Origin of the sequence: Aestuariivivens marinum (genome assembly GCF_022662175.1) — a bacterium.
Classification (GTDB): Bacteria; Bacteroidota; Bacteroidia; order Flavobacteriales; family Flavobacteriaceae; genus Aestuariivivens; species Aestuariivivens marinum.
The window spans coordinates 350,444-374,345 of record NZ_JAKMCR010000002.1 but is presented as its reverse complement, the minus strand read 5'-3'; the positions used below and the strand labels follow the sequence as shown (position 1 = coordinate 374,345).

Below are 23,902 nucleotides of genomic sequence, written 5' to 3'. Positions count from 1 at the left end.
AAATAATTGTAGGGGATTTTTAACACTAAATTTTTTAACCTAGACCAGTTTTGTTTAAAACCGGTGGGTTTTTTTAGATTTCATCTTTTTGTGAAACTTTTGAGTATAAAAAAAGACACTCATTTCAGAGTGTCTTAATTGAATTAAATCTAGGTTTGAGCTAGTCTTTTTTTGTCGTGATTATTATAACCCCGTTTTTTCCTTTGTCACCGTATTTTTCTATTGCAGCTTTGTTTTTAAGCACAGTTATGGATTCAATGGTGTTTGGATCTAAATTTTCAAGCCCTGTGTAGGTTTCTTCTTTGCCATCTATAATAAAAAGCGCTTTTCGAAATTCTTCAAAAATTGTTGTGTTATTTTTTTCTAATATAACATTTACTTTATTGTCATTATTAATTGTGACCGCTTTTGTAGCCATTCCTTTATAACTAAAAATAAGGACATCTCCTTTAGTGACTTTTATTGAATAGTTGCCATCAAAATCAGACACTGCTCCTTCATCCCTTCCTTTAATTTCAATCTCGGTGCCAGGTAAACCCAAGCCTTTTGTATTGATAACAGTACCAGTAATAACAAACTCTTCTTGATTATTTTCAGAATTAAAAGGTTTGCCAACAATAAACTTGGTTTCCCAATCTTTTTTTGTTGTAATTATGACTACGCCATTTTTAGCTTTTTCACCATAAATAGAGACTGATGCAGCATCTTTTAAAACGGTAACAGACTGTATTCTATTTGGAAGTATACTTTTTATGCGTTCAGGGCCAACCTCAACACTATCTATAATATAAAGCGGTTCTTTTCCTTGGATTGTACTTAACCCTTTTATAATTATCGTATCGTTAGAGATATTGTATGTGTAAAAGTTAAGAGAATCTGATGATTTCATATTACTTCCTCGTGTAAAGTTCAAAGTGTCAGCTTTGATAGTATACGAATAGGTTTTTGTTTTAGTGCTAGAATCTCTTGGTTTTCCAAATCCGAATCCAGAGTTATCTTGATTATAAGCAAAGGGGTTTATTGGATTTAATGCGTTAAGGGTTATCGAACCAGCACCATTATCATTCTTGAATTTTGCATGGATAGCTATAATTTCATTTTTGGTGTTTCGTTTAATTTCACTAAAATTAAGCATTGTACCATGTGCTTTAGCTTTTGCAATGGCATCTTCTAAGTCTTGGTTTGTAAAATCCTTAGTAATTGTAACGCTAAATGGCGTTAGGTTAATTTTATCTTGTATTTCTTTAACTTTTGGGTTTAAGGGACGTACACCAAAAGAGGATTCATTTTTATAAAAAACAAAGGGTTCAATGGCATTTTTAATAATTCTAGGATTATTTGAAACGTACCCTCCTCCTTTAGTTTCAAATTTGGTTAAAATACTTAAAATTTCTCCTTTGCTATTACGCTTAACATTTGTATAGGTAAATATGATATCTTCATTATACAGATCTTTTTTAATGATTTGAAGGTCGCTGTCAGTTAAGTCTTTGTTGAAAATAATTGTAATATCTTTTGATGTTGGTATTTGGGAAGTATTATAAGTGTTTGCAGGGTTAATTTCTTTTAGGTCTATGTTATTCAACAGTTTTTCCTTCTTAATATTTGTGTCTTTTCCCAAAGCCTGAGCAACATAAACCTCTTCAATATTAAAGCTCATTAAAAACAGGGCTAAAAAGGGAAGTACGAAGGCATACTTAAACAGATTTTGTTTTTTTGATTTTGATTTGTGTAACATAACGATTCGTTTTTTGATTAATGATGAATAAAAATTATTGGTCAGTGCCATTTTAAAATCGGGAACACTGGTTTTTAGTAGTAATTCCTGATAGCTTTTTGTGCAAAACGTGTTATTCAACGCTTTATAATCTGCAATAAACTCAAGGTTCTGCTGTAAATCCTTTTTGTAAAACCAGCTTATGGGATTAAACCAAAAGGTAATGGATGCCAATTGTGATATAATAATGTCTAACGTATGATATTGCTTGACGTGTACACGTTCGTGCGAAATAATATGCTTTAGTTCTTTACTGTTAAATTGCTTGGGGTTATAGACCATCCACCTAAAAAATGAAAATGGAGGCGTGTTATTGGTGGTTTCAATTAAGGTATATCCGTGTTGTTTGTGTTTCTTGTTATTAACAATCAACCAAAGTAAGGATACCAATTGAATGCAAAACCGTAAGGCAAAAAAACTAAAGCCAATTAAATAGATAATGCCTAAATAATACCATAAAGAAACTGGGGTTTCAATAGTTTCTTCAGTTGTTATAGGTTCATTAAAAACCAGATGTTCTATAGGGGTAGGCGTGTATTCAATATAAATAGGAATGATAACAAAAGGTAAGGTAAATGTCGTTAGTAATCCTATTAACAAAAACCAACGATTGGACTGAAAAAAGGTATCGCGTTGTAGAAACAGTTTATAGCAGCCGTAAAAAATAATGAGGACTAAGCTTGCTTTAAGTAAATATTCCATAGCAATTACTTTTTGCTTTCAATTAGGTTTATAATTTCCCTTAGATCCTCGACACTAATTTTTTCTTCTTTGGCAAAAAACGATACCACGTTTTTATAGGAGTTGTTGAAGTAATGCTCTATTGCAGTGTTCATGAATTTTTTTCTATAGGCTTCTTTACTAACAATAGGGTAGTATTGGTGTGTCTTACCATAAGCATTGTAACTTACATAGCCCTTATCTTCTAAATGACGGATAATAGTCGATAGGGTGTTGTAGTGTGGTTTGTCTTCTTTTATTTCGGCAAGTACGTCTTTTACAAAGGCTTTTTCTAGCTTCCATAAAATATGCATGACCTCTTCTTCTTTATTCGTTAGTTTTTGCATAATAAAAATATTTGCTACAAACATATAACTATTTTAGTAGTTATACAACTAAAATTTACGTTTTGTAACGAATAATTTAGTTTTAAGATATAAAAAAGGCTGAATTGGATAGTGTTAAACAATTCAGCCTAAATGATTTGGATTGGTGTTGACTATTGACTTTCTTTAATATAGCCCCAACCTTCTTTTTGCTTTTCAATTATTTCTAAAATGCCATCAGGAACGCTTCTAACGCCAGTTATTAATTGCGTTGAATCAACATTATGGCGTTTCATGGTGCCTTCACAGATAACAAAATCGATATTGTCTTTTTTGGCTAGCATTTCCAAATCGTCTGCTACTACAGATTTATTCTTTAAAACCATATCCATAGCGCCACTATACATAACGACTTCAAACTTGGAATCTGGATAAGCGTTAGACATGGCCTTTACATGTCTAATAGTCGATTCATGGACTTTGGTATTGCTGCTAGTTACATCGAATACAATTTTTACGGGTTTTTCCTGTGCAAAGACTATTGTGGAAAATAGTAATACAAACACAGTATTTAATAGACGTTTCATAATCTTGTATTTATATTATTCGCCAGCAAAAACATAGCCACAGCCTCGAGCCTGTGCTCTAGCTAGTGCCCATACACCCGATGGCACCAATTTCACTTCATCCAGCATACCATTTACCCATTCTTCGTAAACTTCTTCTGGATTCATTCCCATTTTCTCAGCGACTTTATTGCTATATACTTTAGTGGCTAAATCGCATGCGCAGAACATGGCGCCCCTCTCGTTAAGACTTTTTATGCCTCCAGGTCCGTTTATAGGGTAATCGCCATCTTGTGGTTCGTAAAATGGATTACGCACTGCGAAGTCTCCAGTATGATCTTTTACACCAAAGAATTCACCCATCTTATATTTTGCCCATAGTTCATCCTTAAATGCTAGGCATAATCCGGTATGACGTATGACGGTCATAGCGGTAATATCGCTATCAGGTGAGCCCGTTGAGTTGTTGGACAGGTAAAATGCCCAGTTCCACAACACAGGAAGCCCCATGTGAGGTGTAGAACCATCATAAACAATACGGTGGGTCCCTTTAATCTTATCGAACCAATCTTCTGTTTCATTCATTTTTTTGTCGGTAAAAATAGACGTGTTGGCATACATTGGGTTTGAAAGTACAGAGATGGTACTTGCAGTTGCCCCAAGTGCCAAAGCACCTAGAAACCGTCTTCTTGAATTGTCGTTCATTGTTTTCATAATTACTTGGTTTTAGTGATGTTAAATTTTTCCTTATAATATTTTATAATAGGTTGAAAAGGTCCTTTTTGATGTTGTTCAACCGAAAAGTTATCTGCATAAGGCGGGTAAGGTGTAGATACAGGTTTTTTCTTAAGGTCGGGAAAATCTTTCTCTGGATTTGATTTCTTTGGGCGGTCCTGTGAATTTATATAACCTGCTACATCATAAGCTTCTTCATCGGTTAACACAGGAGTGTCGTAAGTCGTTCCAAATGGCATGTTCCCTTTAATAAATTGGGCTGCCGTAATAACTCGGGTCATACCGGCTCCGTGATTAAAGGAGTTAGCTCCCCATAAAGGAGGATACTCATAAGTGTAACCATTAGAGGACATAATGCCTTGGCCATCTTCACCATGGCAGACAACACAGTGCTTAATAAAAACAGTTTCACCATGGTTTAAATCTACAGCCCTGTTTGGGATTTCAATTTTTAAAAACCCAGTGCCCTTAATTTTGCCATCTTTTGGTGCATATCGACTTAACCAATCAAGATAAGTCACTATTGCTTGCATTTCTTTGCTTTCTTCTGGTAACATTTTTCCATTCATACTACGTTCCATGCAACCGTTAATACGTTCTTCGATGGTACCTATTTTATTTTCCCTACCCCTGTATTGTGGAAATCGTTGTATGATTCCTATTAAGGGAGCAGAGTAAGGCTTGGTGCCTAAGTCTAAATGACAGTTTTTACATGCCAATCGGTTACCTTGATATATCATTTTTGGATCACCATTATCAGGGCCAATGTATTTTGGGGTATTTAAGAACAGTTCGTATCCATATTTTAGCAACTCGTTGTCTTTTGAGTTGTTTAATTGGGATATGTCATAATTCATATAATATAATTTTGAAGGGGCAAATTTAGATTTGAATAAATTTTTGGGTAAAGCATCAAAACAATAGAGCATAAAAATGAAAGCTAAGCTCAATAGCGCAACAAAATACATCAATATGCGTTTTACTATTCTCTTATAAGGCTTAAGTATTTCCATTTATTTCTTTAAAATTTATGTTAGAACATAAAAGCATTAAACTTTTTTAGTGGCTATGTTTATCAATAAATCTGAGGCATGATTTTGTGGTGGATAGACTAGGGGCATGCTATATATAGCCAAATCATAGGAGAAAAGTATAGGGTTAAATTACAAAAAAATAGCATGCATTGTATATTTATAGGTTTTATTTTTTGATAATTCATGTCTTGTGTTTAGCATGTAAAGGATTAAGTTTTTTAGATTATTAATTAATATGATGACGTGTTACTGGTTTTAAGCTTTTAAAAATTCTATTGTTAGAAATAATCTTAGATCGGTTTATAAAAGTTGAAGATGAACGCATCAAATAATTATCAAATCTTTTATCAATTACCTTTTGATACTGTCTTAGCCAAGGTATTAAAGCTTCCTTGTTTTTCTTGAACAGTTTTTTAAAGCGACCTTCTAATTTCAAATAATCTTCGATTTTAATTGAAGGTTCATTCGAATCTAGCTGTAAGGCTTTTGTTTTTCTAGGATCATGTCTGTATAACAACCATTGTCCAGAATTTACAGCTGCTTTGTGGTATTGATAAGGTTTTGTCATATCTATGCCATGTGAATCGCTATGGCAATAAGCTATTATTATCGATGGCCCATTAAAGTTCTCGGCCTCGTTAAATGCTTTTAAGGTTTGCTCTTGGTCGGCACCTATGGCTACAGAAGCGACATAAACATCATTGTAATTCATTGCCAAAAGTCCAAGATCCTTTTTCTGTTTGGTTTTACCATTGAAGTCAAATTTTGCTTGGGCACCAAAAGGAGTAGCTTTGGAAGCTTGGCCACCTGTGTTATCGTAAACTTCATTGTCTAGAACTAAAATATTCACATTTTCACCAGAAGCCAATACATGATCTAATCCGCCATATCCTATATCATAAGCCCAGCCATCACCACCAACAATCCATACACTTTTTTTAATGAAACTATCTGCTAGCTTTAAAAGCTTTTCTGAATCTTCAGAGTCAATGTTTTTCAATATGGTTTTTAAGGATGTTATCCTTTGGCGTTGTTCATTGATACCAATTTCATCAGTTTGTTCTGCATTTAAAATGTCATAGACCAAATTAAAAGGAAGTTCTGTTGCCAAATCCTTTAATAATGTTTTGGCTTGTTGTTCTTGCTGGTTGATAGACATTCTAAATCCTAAACCAAATTCGGCATTATCCTCAAATAATGAGTTGGACCAAGCCGGCCCTTGTCCTTTGCTATTTTTAGACCAAGGCGTTGTTGGCAATGCACCTCCAAATATAGAACTGGCGCCAGTAGCATTTGCTATAAGCAATCTGTTGCCAAAAAGCTGGGACATTAATTTTAGATATGGTGCTTCGCCGCAACCTTTAATACCTGTGGCATATTTAAATAAAGGTTCTTGTAATTGTTGCTGACTTATTTTTGTTACATCTATTTTATTTCTATCGAACTCAGGGATGCTTTCAAAATAATTCCAATTTATCTGCTCTTTAGTAAGATTGGGCTCTTTGTGAGTCGCTTTTAAAGCTTTTGCTGGACAAGCATCAATACAATTATTACAACCATTACATTGGTCTGGATTGATTTGTATGGTATAGTTCTTTAAGTCGAAATCATTGGATGCCATATACTTCATGGCTCTTGGCGAACTTTCTAAGTACGAATCATCATATACTTTAATGCGTAATGCCGCTTGCGGACAAGCCATGCTGCATGCCCCACATTGGGTGCATAAATCGGTATTCCATTTTGGGAAAAATGAACTGTTTTGAGGCGTATTGAAGACTGATGTATTGGTAGGATAGGTGCCATCAACTGGTAATGAGCTTACGGAAATTTCATCACCTTTGTTTGATAGCATCTTTCCAAGTAAGGTATTGTAGAAATCATCGCTAAATGGAACTGTTTTTTCTTCCTTGAAAGGAGTTGAAATGTTGACCTTATTAATAAAGTCGTCTAAGAATAAAGTGTTTTTTTCATCATTATCAACGTTTTCATTTTTAATGGATAAAAAGCAAGCGTGTAATGCGTTAATATTAATATTCTTTAAAGGAATGATATTGTTAAGTTTAGTAAGATCTACAATGCGTAAATCAATTTGTTTGTTTATAATGTACTGTTGTGTTTTACAAGAAAGTGATTGCCAAAACATATCTGTTTGCAAAGAGGTATTAACTAAAAGTATTCCTTTGGCTTTTATATTTTTTATGATGGAACCATTTTCTCTAAGGTTAATATTGTGGCATGCTAAAAAATCAGCCTCATCAATAAGATAAGGTGCTTTTATTTTGGTTTTACTGAGTCGCAAATGAGCAATATCATAAGCGTTGGATTTCTTGTAACTTATTTGGGTATAGCCTTGTATATAGCTGTTTTTACCTAATAGTTTTATAGTATTTGCAAAGCTTTTGTTGTTAGAATCATTTTTTTCTTGATAAAAAATGGCTTGGTATGTGTTGTCATTAAAAAGAGGTGTATTATTGTATTCCAGGCTTAGTTTTGTAACATCATCATGAATGCCAACAGTAAAATTGTTTTTAGGTTTATCTTTTTTTAAGTTATCAAAAACAGCTTGAACCATTACAGGGTTAAATTCTTTTGAAGATAAGCCATAGCGTCCGCCAAAAATTTTTGGAAACGAGTGTATTAAGTCATTTTGATATGCCTCGGTAATGGATTTTAACACATCGAGGTACAAGGGCTCCCCAGTACTTCCCGGTTCTTTAGTACGGTCTAAAACGGCAATGGATTTAGTGGTTTTAGGAAGGGCTTGCAGCAGATGCTCCATACTAAACGGCCTAAATAAACGAACCTTTATTAACCCGAATTTGTTACCCTGCTGATTAAGGTGTTTTATGGTAGTTTCAATGGTTTCAGTTGATGAAGCCATGGCAACAATGATTTGCTCTGCTTTGGGATCTCCTACGTATTCAAATAACTTGTAGTGTCGGTTAGTTTTTAAGGCAAAAGCATCCATGTGTTTTTGAACAATATTCGGGCAGGCATTATAAAAAGAATTTATGCTCTCCCTACTTTGAAAAAATACATCAGGACCTTGGGCCGTGCCCCTAATAACAGGGTTATTAGGATTTAATGCTCTGGCCTTATGCGATTCGATTGCTTTTGAACTCATCATAGATTTAATAACATCATTAGAGATGGTTTCTATTTTGGCAATTTCATGTGAGGTTCTAAAGCCATCAAAAAAATGTACAAATGGTATTCTTGATTCCAATGATGCCGTTTTGGCTATCAACGCAAAATCTTGGGCTTCCTGTACCGAAGCACTTCCTAGCATAGCATAACCTGATTGTCGAACAGCCATAATGTCGCTGTGATCACCAAAAACGGACAAGGCATGCGTGGCAACACTTCTTGTGGCCACATGAATTACGTTAGGGGTTAATTCACCTGCTATTTTGTACATGTTGGGTAACATTAAAAGGAGTCCTTGAGACGCTGTAAATGTTGATGACAACGATCCGGTTTGTAAAGCGCCATGCATGGCTCCAGCGACACCTGCTTCGCTTTGCATTTGAAACACCGATGGAACATTACCAAAACAATTGGTGAGTTTTTGGGCAGACCATGCTTCAACCAATTCACTTATTTCAGAGGCAGGAGTGATAGGATAGATAGGAAATACCTCATTAGTTTGGTAAGCTATTCGTGCTACTGCTTGATTGGCGTTTAAAATACTATGGAAAGAAGCTTTCATGTGTTAGTGTTTTGGTATTTAAAAGTGAAAAAGGATAAGGACAATAATAATAAGAAGAAGAAGGCTACCCAATTACGAATAGCCTTCTTAAAGGAATTAAGCTTTTTCAATTTCAATTGAAACAGGGGTAGGGTTGGTAATCATGTCGAATACCGGAGAGAATTTGGCTAAATTTTCAAGTTGCTCTGCTGTGGCATCAGATTTAACTTTTAATTTAAACTTTATGCCATCAAAACCTTTTCGAACTTCTGCTTTTAATCCTAAAAAGCCTTGTAAATCTATACCACCGTCAATGCTTGATTCGGCACCTTCAATGTTAATACCATGTGCAGCGGCGTGATAAACCATGGCTCCAGTTAAACAAGAAGCTAAAGCGTGTAATACAACTTCAGGAGGAGTAGCGGCTTCGTTTTGCCCTAATAATACGTTGGGGTGACTACATTCCATAGTGAAAGCTTCTTCACGGGACGTGTCTTCCTGACCTACACCATAAAAACTTTTAATGCTTGATACGCAATGACCTCCATCTATCCAGTTGTTTTTGGCTCTGAATTCAAATTTGGCTAATTCTGGGTTTTGTTGGACGGCTCCAATAGTTTCTACTAATTGATCTACGTTTACTCCGTTTTTTACATTTGCTGTTGTAATCATGTTTTCTAAATTTTAATTTGTTAATTGATTTTTTAAATGTTTGACAATGAAAACGCATACGCTATGCCAAACATTTTAAAGTATTGAAAATCAGAATATTAAAATTTAATTTAAAGCAAAATGTATTTACGAAGAATCATAAATTAACGATAAATCGTAAGATATTAACGAAATATCGTGAGAGCTGAATATTGTTTTGGGAATATAATTAGAATAGAACTTAGGCTATAAGGTATTAGTGTCTACATCCTTTAAAAACCGGATAAGGCCCTCAAAATACGTCTTTTGGTCATCGTATTGCGATAAATGGCTGCCGTTGGCACAATACAGGTAACGTCCGTTTTTTACTTCCTGTGAAATCCATTTCATGTGCTCTGGATCCATAGTGTCATATTTTGCACCTATGCTTAAGGTAGGAACCGTTATCTTGTGCAATTGGTCTTTAATGTCCCAATCCTTTAATGTCGCATCGCCTTTTATCCCAAATTCACTGGGGCCTTGCATGGTAACATATACATTAGGGTTTACATGGTGAATGGCTCTATTAATGGAGTTTGGCCATTGGTCAAGTGGTTTTCTTAAGATATGTGCGGTGTAATAATGCTCCATAACCAGGTTTAAATAGCGTTCGTTACCATAATCTTCGTTATTTTCATAAATCATAATTTCTTCCAGTACCTCTGGCGGTAATTGGGGTGCTAGAACGTTATCTGAATATTTTTGGTATTCTGGGATGGAAGCTACCATATTGGAAATAATCAAGCCTTTTAAATGTTGCTGGTATTTTAAGGCATATTCCATAGCTAAAATACCTCCCCAGGACTGGCCCAATAGGTAAAAGTTATCCTTGTTAAGGTTTAGGGCTTGTCTAACCTGTTCTACTTCTTCAACAAATCGGGGTAAATCCCACAATGATAGGTCATTGGGTTGGTCACTATAAAAGGAACCGAGTTGGTCGTAGTAATAATACTCAATGCCTTCCTGCGGAAAGTAACCATCGAAGCATTCGTATAGTTCATGTGTCATGCCAGGACCACCATGCAGTAATAGTACTTTTATTGTGGGGTTGTTCCCGATACGTTTGGTCCATACCTTAAATTCACCCTTAGGCGTTTGTATAGGTATCATTTTAATGCCTCCAGTATATTGGTCATCATGATTAGTATAGCTGTGGTATTCTTTAATCGATGTTGATAAATCCAAATTTTCACTGGGTTGTGTTTTTGTATTAGATAAATTATTACAACTCATAAGAGCTAAAATTGCGAAAATGAAGAAGAAGTGTCTCATGGATTGGAAATTAGTTGTTTATATTACCAAAATACAAAAAAACTGATTTTATATGGGTCTTTCAATGCCTAAAACTTTCATCTTTGAGGCAAGGGTTGTAGGAGGAATTTGTAATAGCTCCGCAGCACCAAATTTGCCCGATATTTTCCATCGGGTTTGTTTTAAAGCCTTTAGAATATTTTCCTTTTCTAAAGCAGTCAGCTCCTTTGAGGTGAGAATTCGGTTTTGCTTCACTTCGTTTATTACTTGCACATTAGGTTGCTGATTGGGAATTATTGATTGCCAATTAATAGAACCATTATTAGATATAATAACAGCACGTTCAATGAGATTTTGAAGTTCCCGTACATTACCTGGCCAATGGTATGACTTTAAGTATGAAGCATCTGTATCATTTAAATGAATAGTTGGTTTATTTAATTTTTTTGAAAACCGATCAATCATTTCTTGTGCAATAAGCACAATATCGTTGCCTCTTTTGTTTAGGGCGGGGACTTCAATTGGGAATACATTTAAACGGTAGTAAAGATCTTCTCTAAATTTTCCAGATTTTGAAAATTCCAACAAGTCCCTATGGGTGGCTGTAATAATCCTAACATCTACTTTGATGGTTTCCGAACTTCCTATGGGGTCGAATTCACCTTCTTGAATGACCCTAAGTAACTTAGGTTGCAGTTCCAAAGGCAACTCACCAATCTCATCCAAAAAAATCGTGCCTTTGTCGGCTAATAAAAATCGTCCCTTTCGGCTTGCTGTAGCCCCAGTAAAAGCTCCTTTTTCATGGCCAAACAATTCACTTTCAATAAGATTGGTTGGTATGGCGCCACAGTTAATCCGTATAAGAGGTTTATCATTTCTATTGCTTTCTTTATGGATTGCTCTTGCCACTAATTCCTTTCCGGTACCCGTTTCACCTTGTATTAAAACCGTGGCATCTGTTTTTGCTACTTGATGTATGAGGTTTAAAACAGACTTCATACTTTGGTCTTCAGCAATGATACCATAACTATTGGTCAATTCCTGAATCTCTTCCTCTAAATATTGTGTTTTATTGGTTAGTAAGGATATGGTCTCTTCAGCAATTAAACGGTCTTCAATGTTTCTTAAAATAAGGGTAAAGTAGGTGTTGTCTTCATTACCATATTTACTTATGGTACCTTCATTTAAAGTTTCCGTTTCACTAGAACCAATTACTTTTATATAGCTGGGCAGGTATTTGTTGGTTAGTCCCTTAGAGGCTTCAGATTTTACAATACCTTCAATTAAACCGGCGCTTTCATCAGCTAAAAAAAACAGAATGTTACGGTGCAGTGCATCGTTATTCTCAAGGAGTTTGTTAGCTGATGCATTGGTAAGAACAATCTTAAAGTCACTGTCGAACATAATGATGGCATCCATGGCTCCGTTTATTAGTCCGTTCATTTTACTGTTGGCTAGTTCTATAGCCAGTTTAGAGGTTGCCAAGCGTTCTTGAATGGTGTCCAATTCCCTATGCCGTTTAATCATAACCGCCAAAATACCTTGTGAAAAACCACTATCACTTTTCATTAAATCCAAAAAATGTTCCCGTTCAATTTTTAAGACCTTAGTTTTTTCAATAGCAGTTATAGATGCCGAACGGGGATCATTATCTATCAAGGCATATTCACCAAAGCAATGACCCGATGTAAAGGTGTCGTATATATGGCCTTTATCATGGACTTTAACGGCACCAGAACGAATAGCATACATAGCATGCCCTTCATCGCCTTTTTTAAAAATACTTTCGTTTTTAATATAGGTTTCTTCAGAAATGTTTTCACTAAGCTTTTGTAAAGCCGTTTCGGATACTTCAGAAAAAAATGGAATTGAAGAAAGAAATTCTATAAGCTCTTTAGTTACTGTATTGGACATAATGCTATTAATGACTAGGTTAAAGATAAAAATTATTATATGTATTTAATACTTTGAGATCTTTAAATGCATGCTTTTTAAAGATAAATGACTAATTTAGTTCTTAAACTCAATTGTATTTATGTCACAGCACAGACAACTCGTTGCAATTATGTTTACTGATATAGAAGGTTATACGTCCTTAATGCAAAACGATGAGGAAGAGGCCATACTTATAAGAAAGAAGCACCGAGAGATATTCAATAATGTTACCGCACGCTATAATGGAGAGCTCATTCAATATTATGGTGATGGTGCTTTAAGTACCTTTAGAAGCTCTGTTGAAGCCATTAAATGTGGTATTGAAATGCAGAAAGCCTTTCAGGAAGCACCCGCTATACCTGTTAGGATTGGGGTTCACGTTGGAGATATCATTAGAACGGAGTCGGACATAATTGGAGATGCGGTTAATATTGCCTCAAGAATAGAGTCTTTAGCTGTTCCTGGAAGTATTTTGATTTCAGACAGGGTAAATGACCAAATTAGAAATCAAAAAGACATTTCTACTCAATTTATTGATGCTGTCGATTTTAAGAATGTCAATAAGGTTATTCCTATTTTCGCAGTGACCAATAACAATCTGGTTGTTCCAGATAAAAATAAACTTGAAGGAAAAACGAAACCCAAAGATGATGAAATTTATAAAAACTACCGAAAAAAAAGCCTTTATGCCCTTGGTGTTTTATCGTTAACCATTTTGGTGCTTACCTATTTTATTATGAATAGGGGTGCGGTATACGAGTTAAAGGAACCAACATTGGCAGTGCTTCCTTTTAATGATATGAATAATGATAATGAATCGGATAGCTTTGCCGATGGTATAACAGAGGATTTAATAACACATTTATCTAAAATTCAGCACATTCAAGTAATTTCAAGGGCTTCGGCAATGCATTATAAGGATACAGATAAACCGCTTAAGGATATAGCCAAGGAATTAGGGGTTAATTATATATTGGAAGGCAGTGTAAGGGTAGATCGAAACCAGGTACGTATTAATGCTAATTTGGTCGATGCTTCCAGTAACAAAAACTTATGGGCTGAAAATTATGATAATACCTTGGTTCAGATATTTAAAATTCAGAGTGACGTTTCCAGAGATATAGCCAATGCGTTAAAAATAACATTGAGTGATACAGAGCAGTTGCGTTTAAATAACGAACCAACAAATAATCCTGAAGCATATGCCGTTTTTAAGGAGGCTCAAAAATTTTTACATAGAGGGGGCGGTAAAGTTGAGGAATTGAAAAAAGCGGAAGACTTATTTAAAAAGGCAATAGATATAGATCCACAGTTCTGTAGGGCCTATGTTGGTGTAGCAGAAACCTATTTGGAATATATTTTTTGGGGAAGGGAATCACCAAAAAAAATGGTGGAATTGGCCTCAACACCAGCTTTAAAAGCATTGGCCATTAACTCTAACGACGGTGGTACTTTTGGAGCTTTAGGAGCTATTAGCTATTACAAATATGAAAAAGAAACCGCTCTACTTTACTTAAAAAAAGCTATTGAAATAAACCCTAGTTATGTGGGAGCCTATAACAAATTAGCTTGGATATACACTTTCGAAGGTAATTTGGAGTTAATGGAAGAAAACTTTAATAAGGTGCTAAAATTGGATCCCTTATCGACGAAGTATATAGGAGATATGGCGCAGACTTATTATTATTTAGGAGAATACCAAAAGGCTGTCAACTTAATGGACGAATCCCTAAAGCGATTTCCAAACGACAATATGTTAATTTGGATGAAAGCCTCAAACCTTTCTGCTTTGGGTAAATATGATGAGGCGATACAACTTTACACCTCACGTAGTGTGGCATCCCATACCAATTGGATGCTGGGTTATTGCTATGGTATGATAGGAGAAACCGAAAAGGCTCAAAAAATATTGGAATACCAATTGAATAAGAATGAATTAACGTATGTGCCTCCATATATGATTGCAACGATTTATATGGGTTTAGGCGATGTTGATAACGCCTTAAACTGGTTGGAAAAAGATTATGAAGTTGGTGGTCAAGGACTTTTCTTTTGGGGATTAGCGCAGGATATTAAATTTCACTCTTTAAAAGATGAACCAAGGTTTCAAGCCTTGTTGAGTAAGACACCTTAAGTTTGGTGGTTCTTCATGCTGAATTCAATTCAACAATCAAAATCTAATATCTGTTTCCAAATTGGATTATAATCTTCAGAAATATTTATTTTTTTGTAACAATCTATCAAGGGTTGCGTCATATAAGTGTCAATCAAAATAAAGTATCATGAGAGAAGATAATCAACTTATAGTTATAACCCATTTAAGCCAATTAATTACATTAGTCATAGGTTTTGGTAGCCTGTTATTGCCTTTAATTTTGTGGCTAACACAAAAGGAAAAGATATATCAAATGGATACGCACGGTAAAAACATAATAAACTTTCAATTAAGTTTAATAGTGTACTGCTTATTATGCATCCCGTTAATTTTATTTTTAGGTTTGGGTATTGTAGGACTTATAGTTTTAGGAATAATATCTGTTGTGTTTCCAATAGTCAATGCCTTAAAAGCAAGTAAAGGAGAAACACCAACATACCCCTTGTCTCTTAATTTTATTAGTTAGTTTTAGTTAGTATGAGATAAGCAAAAACGCTCACTAAAGGTGAGCGTTTTTTATTAACATTAATAGATTAGGATAAACTTTTCTATGAATTCAGCATTACGGGCATTACCAACATGGTTATTAGTTCACCTTCATCCAGTCCATCAATTGGTGTTAAAATACCAGCCCTGTTGGGTAAGCTCATTTCCAACTGTACATCGTTGGAATTTAAATTGTTTAACATTTCCGTCAAAAATCTGGAATTAAATCCAATTTGCATATCGTCTCCTTGGTAATCGCAAGTAAGGCGTTCCTCTGCTTTATTGCTGTAATCAATATCTTCTGCAGAAATATTAAGTTCTGCACCAGCAATTTTTAATCGGATTTGGTGTGTGGTCTTGTTAGAGAAAATACTAACTCTACGCACAGAATTTAAAAATTGGTTGCGTGCAATGGTTAATTTATTTGGGTTTTCTCTTGGAATAACAGCTTCATAATTAGGATATTTACCATCAATTAAACGACATATTAATTCTGAGTTTTCGAAAGTGAATTTAGCATTCGAATCGTTATATTCAATGGTTACTTCTTCTTCACTACCTGCCAAAATACCTTTTAAAAGATTTAGGGGTTTTTTAGGCATAATAAACTCAGCTACCTGATTAGCCCTAATATCTTCACGAGTATATTTTACCAACTTATGGGCATCTGTAGCCACAAAGGTCAGCCCTTGGGTTGAAAATTGGAAAAAGACACCACTCATTACTGGCCGTAAATCGTCATTTCCAGCAGCAAAAATGGTTTTACTTATTGCCGTAGCCAATACATCACCCAATACCAAAGTCTTACTGGCGTCTTCTAATGAAATGGCTTTTGGAAACTCATTGCCATCTGCATAGGCCAATGCATACTTGCCATGACTGGAACTAATTTCAATAGTATTATTGTCCTCTACAATAAAGGTTAAAGGCTGTTCTGGAAAGGTTTTTAAGGTATCTAAAAGCAAACGTGCTGGAATGGCTATACTACCTTTGCTATCACTTTCCACATCTAGGGTAGAGGACATTGTTGTTTCTAAATCACTAGCCGAAACCGTAAGTTTGGATTGTTCCAATTCAAACAGGAAGTTGTCTAAAATAGGTAAGGTATTTGAGTTGTTGATTACACCACCTAAGGTTTGTAATTGCTTTAACAAATAGGTGCTAGATACAATAAATTTCATTTATATATAAGATATTTTAATTTTAAAAGCTATCTACAAATATATTCGATACCGTCTAATATTGGAAACAAACTTATCAACATTCAAGCCATATACTTTTTCTTTCTGAAGTAATTAAAAGCAAAACCAAATATAGCCAATAAGACCAATGGTAATACGATGTTCAAGAGTTGCCACTTGGTTTTTTCTTTGGCTATTTTTTCATGATCCAGGAATGAAACGGCTATTTCCTTAGTTCGAATGTTTATAAGTCCGTCATCATCCAATAAGTAATTTACAGCATTCAATAAAAATTCCTTGTTACCTACGGTTTGGTTACTGGAACGGTCAAAATCCAAAGCCAAAGGACCATTTCGGTCAATTTCATTTTTTATAACATCGCCATCGGCAATAACAATCATTTTGGTTGCGATACTATTGGATTTTTCTTCACTAATTTTAAAGGGCTTGATGCGATTATTATAAACTGAGGTAAACTTCCCTTCTAAAAGTACGGCAAGGTTTTGATTGCCCTTGTTATATAAAGAAGGGTCTGGCTTTTGAGTAGCTTTTTCTAAACTAATTTCCTTTGGAACACCTTCCAATCGTGTAAACTTTGAAGTTTGTAATAAAATGGTCTTATTTACATTATTTTTCAAAGTGTCTATCTGATTAGCAAAATCGAACTTAACCAAGTTTAAATTATTGGTAATTGGATGGTTGGGATTTGCAGCTGCGAGAGGTGAGTAGGTCCATTGTAGAGGTAGAAATTGTGTATCGTTACCACTTCCCGTTGCCAACATAATTCGGGACGAGTATAGGTCACTAACAATTATAGGGTTTATGCGTACGCCGTACTTAAAAAGAAAATCGGTAAGGTTTAAATCCCTTCCTACAGCGAAGTTGCTTCCGCTATCGTTCATTAAACTATCCTTTTCTATAGCTATAGCATCTATAAGCCAAAGGCTTTTGCCTCCGTTCATGGTATATTGGTCCAAAACCAGTTTTTCTTCTTCTGTAAACGCTTCAGTAGGTTTGGCATTGATTATTAGGTCGAACGTTTCCAAATCCTTTAGTGTTTTTTGTGGGTTCGATGCCACACTGTCTAAAGTAAATTTGGCGAGGTAATAGTATTCCCCTAGCTTTTTGGCAAAGTCCGCGATATATTGATCTTTTAATTGTCCGTTGCCCTTTAAAATGGCTATTTTAAGATGTTTAGGCTGTGTTAGCTTGCTAAAGCCATCGGCGAAGGCATATTCTAAATGTTGAACCGAACCACTAACCAACTCTTGTTGTGAAGCTCCAATTTTATTCTTTATTAAAGGAATGCTTACGGTTATTCCATTATAACTGGCCAATGCCCATGGAAAAATAATAGCTTGTGAAGCTTTCCCGTTTTCCTGTACGCTTAATTGCATAGGAGTCAATCCACGTTGGGTAAGGGCTTGGATATTTTGATCTCTGTTGGTTTCGTTTTCAAGTGGATCGATAAACTTAAAAATAATATTTTTGTTTTTTGCTGAAAACTCTTCGAGTAGTTGTTGTGTTTCATTTTGTAAGCGCCTAAATTCTGAAGGAAAATCGTTACCATCCAAAAAGATATCGATTTCAATGGGTGATTCAACATTACTAATAATGTTAAGTGTGGCCTCGCTAAGGGTGTACCTTGAATCCTGAGTTAAATCGAAACGCTTATAAATCGTACTGCTTATATAGTTAATAGCAATAATAACGATTAATAATAGGACAATATGTTTTAGGTTTTTATTCAAAGGTTTCTTCAAACTGATATTGCGTAACACGTTTAACAAGGTTGTTTTTAAATTCTATTTCCAAACATTCCTTATTTCTGTTAAAGGCACCGGGCTTCATACCCAAATTATAATTCCACTTATCAGGCGAATTCATTTTTAAGGAATCATCCCAGCTGTACCAATTACTTTTTCCCAATAAGTATTCTACGTCTGTTTTACTTTTGCCATCCAGTAAATTTGAATGTATTATGTTTTCACTCATCTCGTAGCGTAATGCTGGTTTGGCCTCCCAAGCATCTGCATTAAAATACTTTTTATGGTGAAAATTAGTGAATATATTTATAAATGGATAAAATATATAAAAGTAAACCACGGGTGTTGCAGCGATTGTAATTAACAAAACCACCCATTTGCGTTTATCTATGCTTCTGGCAAATAGCCAAACTAAAATAAAGATTAAGCTTATTAAAATAATAAAAGCAGGTGTTAGAATCATAATTTGATTTTGCTAAGGTTGATTTTGGTCAAAACAATAAAAAATATACTTAGGCTTAAAAAATAGATAATGTCACGAGTGTCTAACACACCACGTCCCATACTTTTAAAATGATAACTCATACCCAATTGATCTGTAAAGGTACTTGATGTAAAATCGGCGATGCCTTCAAATCCAACATAAAATACCAAGCAAATAAAAACAGAAGTTATAAAAGCCACTATTTGGTTATCTGACAGTGTAGAGCTAAACACGCCAATAGCCGTATAAGCAGCAACAAGAAAAAGTAATCCAAAATAGGAGCCCATAGTACTTCCAATATCTAGATTTCCAACCGGATTTCCCAGTTCATAAACTGAATAAACATAAAGCAATGTTGGTAAAAGGGAGATTACTATTAAAATTAAAGCCCCTAAATATTTACCTAAAACAATATTGATGAGGGAAATGGGTTTGGTTAGTAAAAGCTCTAATGTGCCTTGCTTTTTTTCATCGGAAAAGCTCCGCATGGTTACTGCTGGAATTAAGAAAATCAATATCCAGGGTGCTAGCATAAAAAAAGAAGAAAGATCTGCAAAGCCATAATCCAAAATATTGAATTCTCCTTTAAATAACCATAAAAATAGACCATTCAATAACAGGAAAACCGCAATAACCAAATAGCCTATAGGTGATGCAAAAAATGAGTTTATTTCTTTTTTAAGTATGGCGTACATTATTTTTTTTGATTAGCAATCCCGGTCTCACAATATTAATCCACGAATATAAAAATTTTACTGTTTAATAGCGATTTTTGTTTTCTAATTAAGCGTAGTAATTTCGTCTTCGCTCCATAATTTTAACTTGTTCACAACGTTTTTAATAATTTCGATTAGTGGAATTGTTCCAATACCGTTTAATCATTCTAAAAGCAATATATAAAATATATTGGGGTTATTTAGGTCTATATCTAAATCAAAAAAAGGTTGAGCTATAAAAGTACTAATATCTTGATTTTTAGATTAAAAACGATTTTAATGCTGTTAATGTTTTTTTAGCTAAAAAATTAGTTTTAACAATAATAAGAGTTATATGTTTTCATTTAGCTCAGTTTTCAGTGGACGTTCAGGGAAAATTTCGACACTTTTCTTAATAAAATTAACACTAACTGTGTCCATCAACTTTAAACCCATAAGGGTAGAGGCGCTACCAACGGTTTGAGAGTTGCTTTTATATACGGCAATCTCTAAAAAATTTCCCGAATTAAAGACTACCAATCCCCTGCCTTCATCATGGCGTTTATCTTCTGGAATATCAAAATTTACAATATCACTGTATTTGTTATGTACTTTTTTGAATTTGTGGTTACGAGCAGAAATTTCAAATTCACGACCCTTTTGTATACCTTCAAAAAAAGTACGTTTAATATTAGTGATCACATTGCCATAATTATCTATGTAAATTATACTGCCTATAATTTGGTTTTTATCGTCATTTACGTACGGGACTATGTTTTTAATTGGTTTAATATCGGTAATGGGTTTTCCAATAACCTCCAGAGTTCCTCCTCTTGCTATATGGCAAGCCACTTTTACGAACACATCCAATACAGGAAAACTGGTTTGAATTTTATCGTGAATGTTTATTTCAACAATTTTTTCTGGAGCAATTTCTGAACATATCATGCTTAGAATACCGTTGTTGGCACAAATAAAAAAATGATCGTCCAACTTTAAGGCAACATGTTTGTTATCAGGATTAATTTCAGAATCAATTCCAATAATATGTATGGTGCCTTTTGGAAAACTGCTGTAGGCATTTTGTATAATATATGCTGCTTCCGGAATATTAAATGGAGAAACAGAATGTGAGATATCAACAATCTTAACATTGGGGAGTTCACTATAAATAGCGCCTTTTGTCGCGCCAGCAAAGTGATCTTTTTCACCAAAATCAGTGGTTAATGTTATTATCGCCATCGGCAAAATTGTTGATATGTTTTTAGTATTAGGTCACCCAAATTTATGTATTTTTGAGCTTTACAACCTATATATGCAAAACTAATAAATCATTTTGTCTAGTAATCATGTTTTTTATTGATGTTGGATAAAATTATAAACAAAATTCTAGCCTTTGAACGAAATTATAATCGAACTTGAAGAGATTACTCCAAAGGAGTTTTTTGGAGCTCACAACACCAATATTGAATTATTAAAAAAATACTTTCCAAAACTAAAAATCGTAGCACGTGGAAATAAGATTAAAGCTTTTGGTGATGAAGAATTACTGGAGGAATTCGATCATCGAATAACGATGCTTCTAAAGCATTTTGCTAAATACAATAAACTTGATGAAAATGTTATTGAGCGCGTGCTAACGAGTACTAGTAGTGATGATTATAATACATCGCAGGAAAGTGGTGAAGTCATTGTTCATGGCGTAAGTGGTAGGATAATAAAAGCACAAACTGCCAACCAACGCAAATTGGTAGAGAGTATGCGTAAAAATGATATGGTTTTTGCCATTGGCCCAGCAGGGACGGGTAAAACCTATACGGGCATAGCATTGGCTGTTCAAGCATTAAAAAGTAAAGCAGTCAAGCGTATTATTTTAACACGACCTGCTGTTGAGGCTGGTGAAAACCTTGGGTTCCTTCCAGGGGACTTAAAGGAAAAGTTGGATCCTTATATGCAGCCGCTTTATGATGCTTTGCGCGATATGATCGCGCCAGAAAAATTGGCGCATTATATAGAGAGTGGTACTATTCAAATTGCACCATTGGCCTTTATGCGAGGGCGTACTTTAGATAATGCTTTTGTGATATTGGACGAAGGACAAAACACTACCCATGCACAAATGAAGATGTTTTTAACCCGTATGGGAAAAAATGCCAAGTTTTTATTAACAGGTGACCCAGGACAAATAGATTTACCACGACGTACTATTTCTGGATTAAAGGAAGCCTTGTTAATTTTAAAAAATGTAGAAGGAGTAGGAATGGTATTTTTAGACGACAAAGATGTGATTCGACATAAACTAGTTAAAAAGGTTATAGAAGCCTATAAAAGTATTGAAAATAGGGAGTCTTAGCTTAGTTGCTATTCCAGCTTACTGCTGTATTCCTCAAGGACTTTCGAGAATCTCGGTTTCCATTCAGGGTTTACCGCTTTAATTTGGGCTAGGATTTTATTAAATGAATAAATAATCAACTCATAAAGAATAAACTAAAAATGAGTAATACCATTACAGACACCAATTTTAACTTTCCAGGGCAGAAAAGTGTTTATAAAGGCAAAGTGCGCGAAGTATATAATATTAATGATGAGCAATTGGTGATGATTGCCACCGATAGGCTTTCGGCTTTCGATGTGGTTATGCCCAAAGGCATTCCCTATAAGGGACAGATACTAAATCAAATTGCCACTAAAATGATGGCTGCAACAGAAGATTTGGTGCCTAATTGGTTAACCGCTTCTCCAGATCCTAACGTAGCTATAGGGGAATTGTGTGAACCCTTTAAGGTTGAAATGGTAATTCGTGGTTATATGTCGGGGCATGCCGCCCGTGAATATAAGGCGGGCAAGCGTTTGTTATGTGGTGTACCTATGCCTGAAGGCATGAAAGAGAACGATGCTTTTCTAGAGCCCATTATAACTCCTGCCACTAAAGCCGAAAAAGGAGATCATGATGAGGACATTTCACGGGAAGATATTTTAAAAAGAGGTATTGTTAGCGAAGCCGATTATAATGTTTTAGAGGATTATACACGTAAATTGTTTAAGCGAGGTAGTGAGATAGCTGCATCTCGTGGATTGATTTTAGTGGATACCAAATACGAATTTGGCAAAACAAAAGATGGACGAATTGTACTTATAGATGAAATCCATACGCCAGACTCCTCACGATATTTTTATGCAGACGGTTATGAGGAACGCCAGTCAAAAGAAGAGCCCCAAAAACAGTTGAGCAAGGAGTTTGTGCGTCAATGGCTCATTAGTAATGGGTTTCAAGGTTTAGAAGGGCAAACAGTACCATATATGAGTGATGAATACATTGAAACTGTTAGTGAGCGTTATATTGAGCTTTATGAAAATATCACTGGTGAAACCTTTGTTAAAGCGGATGTCTCCAATATACAACAGCGAATTGAAGATAATGTACTCAACTATTTAAAATAATTGTCATCCTATGTTTGTAAAAGGATATAAACATAGGATGACGAATGTATACTAATCAGATTGGGCTGGAGGTAAATTAGAATTGAAAATATCCCTAAATAAGTACCATTTACCATCTACCTTTTTCCATAGTACGAGATATTTACCTTCGTCGACCTTATTTTCCCCAACATATAATGCCAATTCACCCTCTTCTGTAACAAGGTCTTCTGTGCCCCAAACATCAAGAGTTATTAAGTCGACAGATGAAACACCTGAGTTTATGATGCTAGATATAACTGACTGAATATGCTCTCTGCCAACTATTGCTGGACTTCCGTTCATCATAAATTTGGCATCTTGGGTGTATAAATTGGCTATGCCAGCAGAGTCTTTTGCAACAAAAAGGTCAGCAAATGTTTTATTCGCTGCTACAATTTCAGCTTTGGCTATAGTCAGGTCAAATGTAGGTTCTGGAGTCACTTCTTTAGTTTCTTCGGTTTGGTTTTTACAACCGGTCACTATTGTAATACATAACAACAGGAGCGTTGTAAATATTATAAAGTTGTTTAGTGTTTTCATTCTAGTGATTTTAAATGATGCCTACTCTAAGTGGTTTTCGGCTGCTACATTAATAATATTGTTTTAGATTTTTACTTCGCTTATTTGAATAACAGGTTCTATATTAGTGTAGTTAGGGATGTCTGCCATAATTTTATCGGCATTGGCACCAAAGGAATTTTGGAAACTTTCAATAGTCTCAAAATAAATGTTTCCCATGGCTACATAAGGTGCGGGCGACTCTGGTTCACCACCAGAAACACCTTCTTCAATAGTGGCGCCAATCAAGGCATTGCCTAAAAGCCCTCCAACCATGGGGACATGTTTATTACAGTAGTAATCCATATCAAATGACTTGCCTGTTTCGTTAGGATATAATACACTTACTTTAATGGTTCCTTTTTTCATTGTTTAGTGATTTTAAATTAT

General features: G+C 34.9%; 20 protein-coding genes. 4 read left to right on the top strand and 16 right to left on the bottom strand.

The annotated features are described in order from the left end of the window. Positions 1-160 precede the first annotated feature (160 nt). From MR053_RS08955 to MR053_RS08915, 9 genes are all read right to left on the bottom strand, one after another. Positions 161-2,479 carry a M56 family metallopeptidase gene (locus MR053_RS08955; RefSeq protein ID WP_242132110.1) on the bottom strand — a complete coding sequence of 773 codons (2,319 nt, stop codon included), beginning with the start codon at positions 2,477-2,479 and terminating at the stop codon, positions 161-163. A gap of 5 nt (positions 2,480-2,484) precedes the next feature. After that, the gene (locus tag MR053_RS08950; RefSeq protein WP_242132109.1) at positions 2,485-2,844 is read right to left on the bottom strand and encodes a BlaI/MecI/CopY family transcriptional regulator; all 360 of its coding nucleotides are present in this window, start codon (positions 2,842-2,844) and stop codon (positions 2,485-2,487) included. A gap of 152 nt (positions 2,845-2,996) precedes the next feature. Beyond that, positions 2,997-3,410 (bottom strand): DsrE family protein, encoded by a 414-nt coding sequence (locus tag MR053_RS08945; protein ID WP_242132108.1) that lies wholly within the window; start codon positions 3,408-3,410, stop codon positions 2,997-2,999. 15 nt (positions 3,411-3,425) lie between these two features. Continuing rightward, on the bottom strand, positions 3,426-4,103 hold the full coding sequence (locus MR053_RS08940; protein WP_223550834.1) for a twin-arginine translocation signal domain-containing protein: 678 nt from the start codon (positions 4,101-4,103) through the stop codon (positions 3,426-3,428). A 2-nt stretch (positions 4,104-4,105) separates the two neighbouring features. Then, positions 4,106-4,981, bottom strand: coding sequence for a c-type cytochrome (locus MR053_RS08935; RefSeq protein WP_242132107.1), 876 nt, complete (start codon positions 4,979-4,981; stop codon positions 4,106-4,108). A 403-nt stretch (positions 4,982-5,384) separates the two neighbouring features. Beyond that, the gene (locus MR053_RS08930; protein ID WP_242132106.1) at positions 5,385-8,870 is read right to left on the bottom strand and encodes a 4Fe-4S binding protein; all 3,486 of its coding nucleotides are present in this window, start codon (positions 8,868-8,870) and stop codon (positions 5,385-5,387) included. A gap of 96 nt (positions 8,871-8,966) precedes the next feature. After that, complete coding sequence (locus tag MR053_RS08925) at positions 8,967-9,521, bottom strand: OsmC family protein (RefSeq protein ID WP_223550840.1); 555 nt, start codon at positions 9,519-9,521, stop codon at positions 8,967-8,969. Between the two features lie 225 nt (positions 9,522-9,746). Further along, entirely contained in the window at positions 9,747-10,772 is a 1,026-nt protein-coding gene (locus MR053_RS08920) for a proline iminopeptidase-family hydrolase (protein ID WP_242132105.1), read from the bottom strand. A gap of 87 nt (positions 10,773-10,859) precedes the next feature. After that, complete coding sequence (locus tag MR053_RS08915) at positions 10,860-12,704, bottom strand: sigma 54-interacting transcriptional regulator (protein WP_242132104.1); 1,845 nt, start codon at positions 12,702-12,704, stop codon at positions 10,860-10,862. 121 nt (positions 12,705-12,825) lie between these two features. Here MR053_RS08915 and MR053_RS08910 point away from each other — a divergent pair, with 121 nt between their 5' ends. Both MR053_RS08910 and MR053_RS08905 read left to right on the top strand, forming a co-directional pair. Beyond that, positions 12,826-14,859: a FlgO family outer membrane protein gene (locus MR053_RS08910; protein WP_242132103.1), complete on the top strand. Its 2,034-nt coding sequence runs from the start codon at positions 12,826-12,828 to the stop codon at positions 14,857-14,859. Between the two features lie 148 nt (positions 14,860-15,007). Further along, the gene (locus tag MR053_RS08905; RefSeq protein ID WP_242132102.1) at positions 15,008-15,346 is read left to right on the top strand and encodes a DUF4870 domain-containing protein; all 339 of its coding nucleotides are present in this window, start codon (positions 15,008-15,010) and stop codon (positions 15,344-15,346) included. Between the two features lie 82 nt (positions 15,347-15,428). On the opposite strand, the gene dnaN is transcribed toward MR053_RS08905, so the two are convergent. The 5 genes from dnaN to MR053_RS08880 form a co-directional block, all read right to left on the bottom strand. Then, positions 15,429-16,547, bottom strand: coding sequence for a DNA polymerase III subunit beta (gene dnaN, locus MR053_RS08900; protein WP_242132101.1), 1,119 nt, complete (start codon positions 16,545-16,547; stop codon positions 15,429-15,431). Positions 16,548-16,630: 83 nt separating this feature from the next. Continuing rightward, a complete protein-coding gene (gene gldG / locus MR053_RS08895) occupies positions 16,631-18,298 on the bottom strand; it encodes a gliding motility-associated ABC transporter substrate-binding protein GldG (RefSeq protein WP_242132100.1) in 1,668 nt (555 codons plus the stop codon). Continuing rightward, complete coding sequence (locus MR053_RS08890) at positions 18,291-18,776, bottom strand: hypothetical protein (RefSeq protein WP_242132099.1); 486 nt, start codon at positions 18,774-18,776, stop codon at positions 18,291-18,293. Before MR053_RS08890 ends, gldG begins: the two co-directional genes overlap by 8 nt. Then, entirely contained in the window at positions 18,773-19,492 is a 720-nt protein-coding gene (gene gldF, locus MR053_RS08885) for a gliding motility-associated ABC transporter permease subunit GldF (RefSeq protein WP_242132098.1), read from the bottom strand. The genes MR053_RS08890 and gldF overlap by 4 nt, the downstream gene beginning before the upstream one ends. Positions 19,493-19,843: 351 nt before the next feature. Continuing rightward, positions 19,844-20,734, bottom strand: coding sequence for an SAM hydrolase/SAM-dependent halogenase family protein (locus tag MR053_RS08880; protein ID WP_242132097.1), 891 nt, complete (start codon positions 20,732-20,734; stop codon positions 19,844-19,846). Between the two features lie 154 nt (positions 20,735-20,888). Here MR053_RS08880 and MR053_RS08875 point away from each other — a divergent pair, with 154 nt between their 5' ends. Together MR053_RS08875 and MR053_RS08870 are read left to right on the top strand one after the other, a co-directional pair. Further along, on the top strand, positions 20,889-21,845 hold the full coding sequence (locus tag MR053_RS08875; RefSeq protein ID WP_242132096.1) for a PhoH family protein: 957 nt from the start codon (positions 20,889-20,891) through the stop codon (positions 21,843-21,845). A 140-nt stretch (positions 21,846-21,985) separates the two neighbouring features. Then, positions 21,986-22,933 (top strand): phosphoribosylaminoimidazolesuccinocarboxamide synthase, encoded by a 948-nt coding sequence (locus tag MR053_RS08870; RefSeq protein WP_242132095.1) that lies wholly within the window; start codon positions 21,986-21,988, stop codon positions 22,931-22,933. A 51-nt stretch (positions 22,934-22,984) separates the two neighbouring features. On the opposite strand, the gene MR053_RS08865 is transcribed toward MR053_RS08870, so the two are convergent. Beyond that, a complete protein-coding gene (locus MR053_RS08865) occupies positions 22,985-23,494 on the bottom strand; it encodes a YybH family protein (RefSeq protein WP_242132094.1) in 510 nt (169 codons plus the stop codon). Between the two features lie 63 nt (positions 23,495-23,557). After that, a complete protein-coding gene (locus MR053_RS08860; protein WP_223550865.1) occupies positions 23,558-23,881 on the bottom strand; it encodes an EthD family reductase in 324 nt (107 codons plus the stop codon). Between the last annotated feature and the right edge of the window lie 21 nt (positions 23,882-23,902).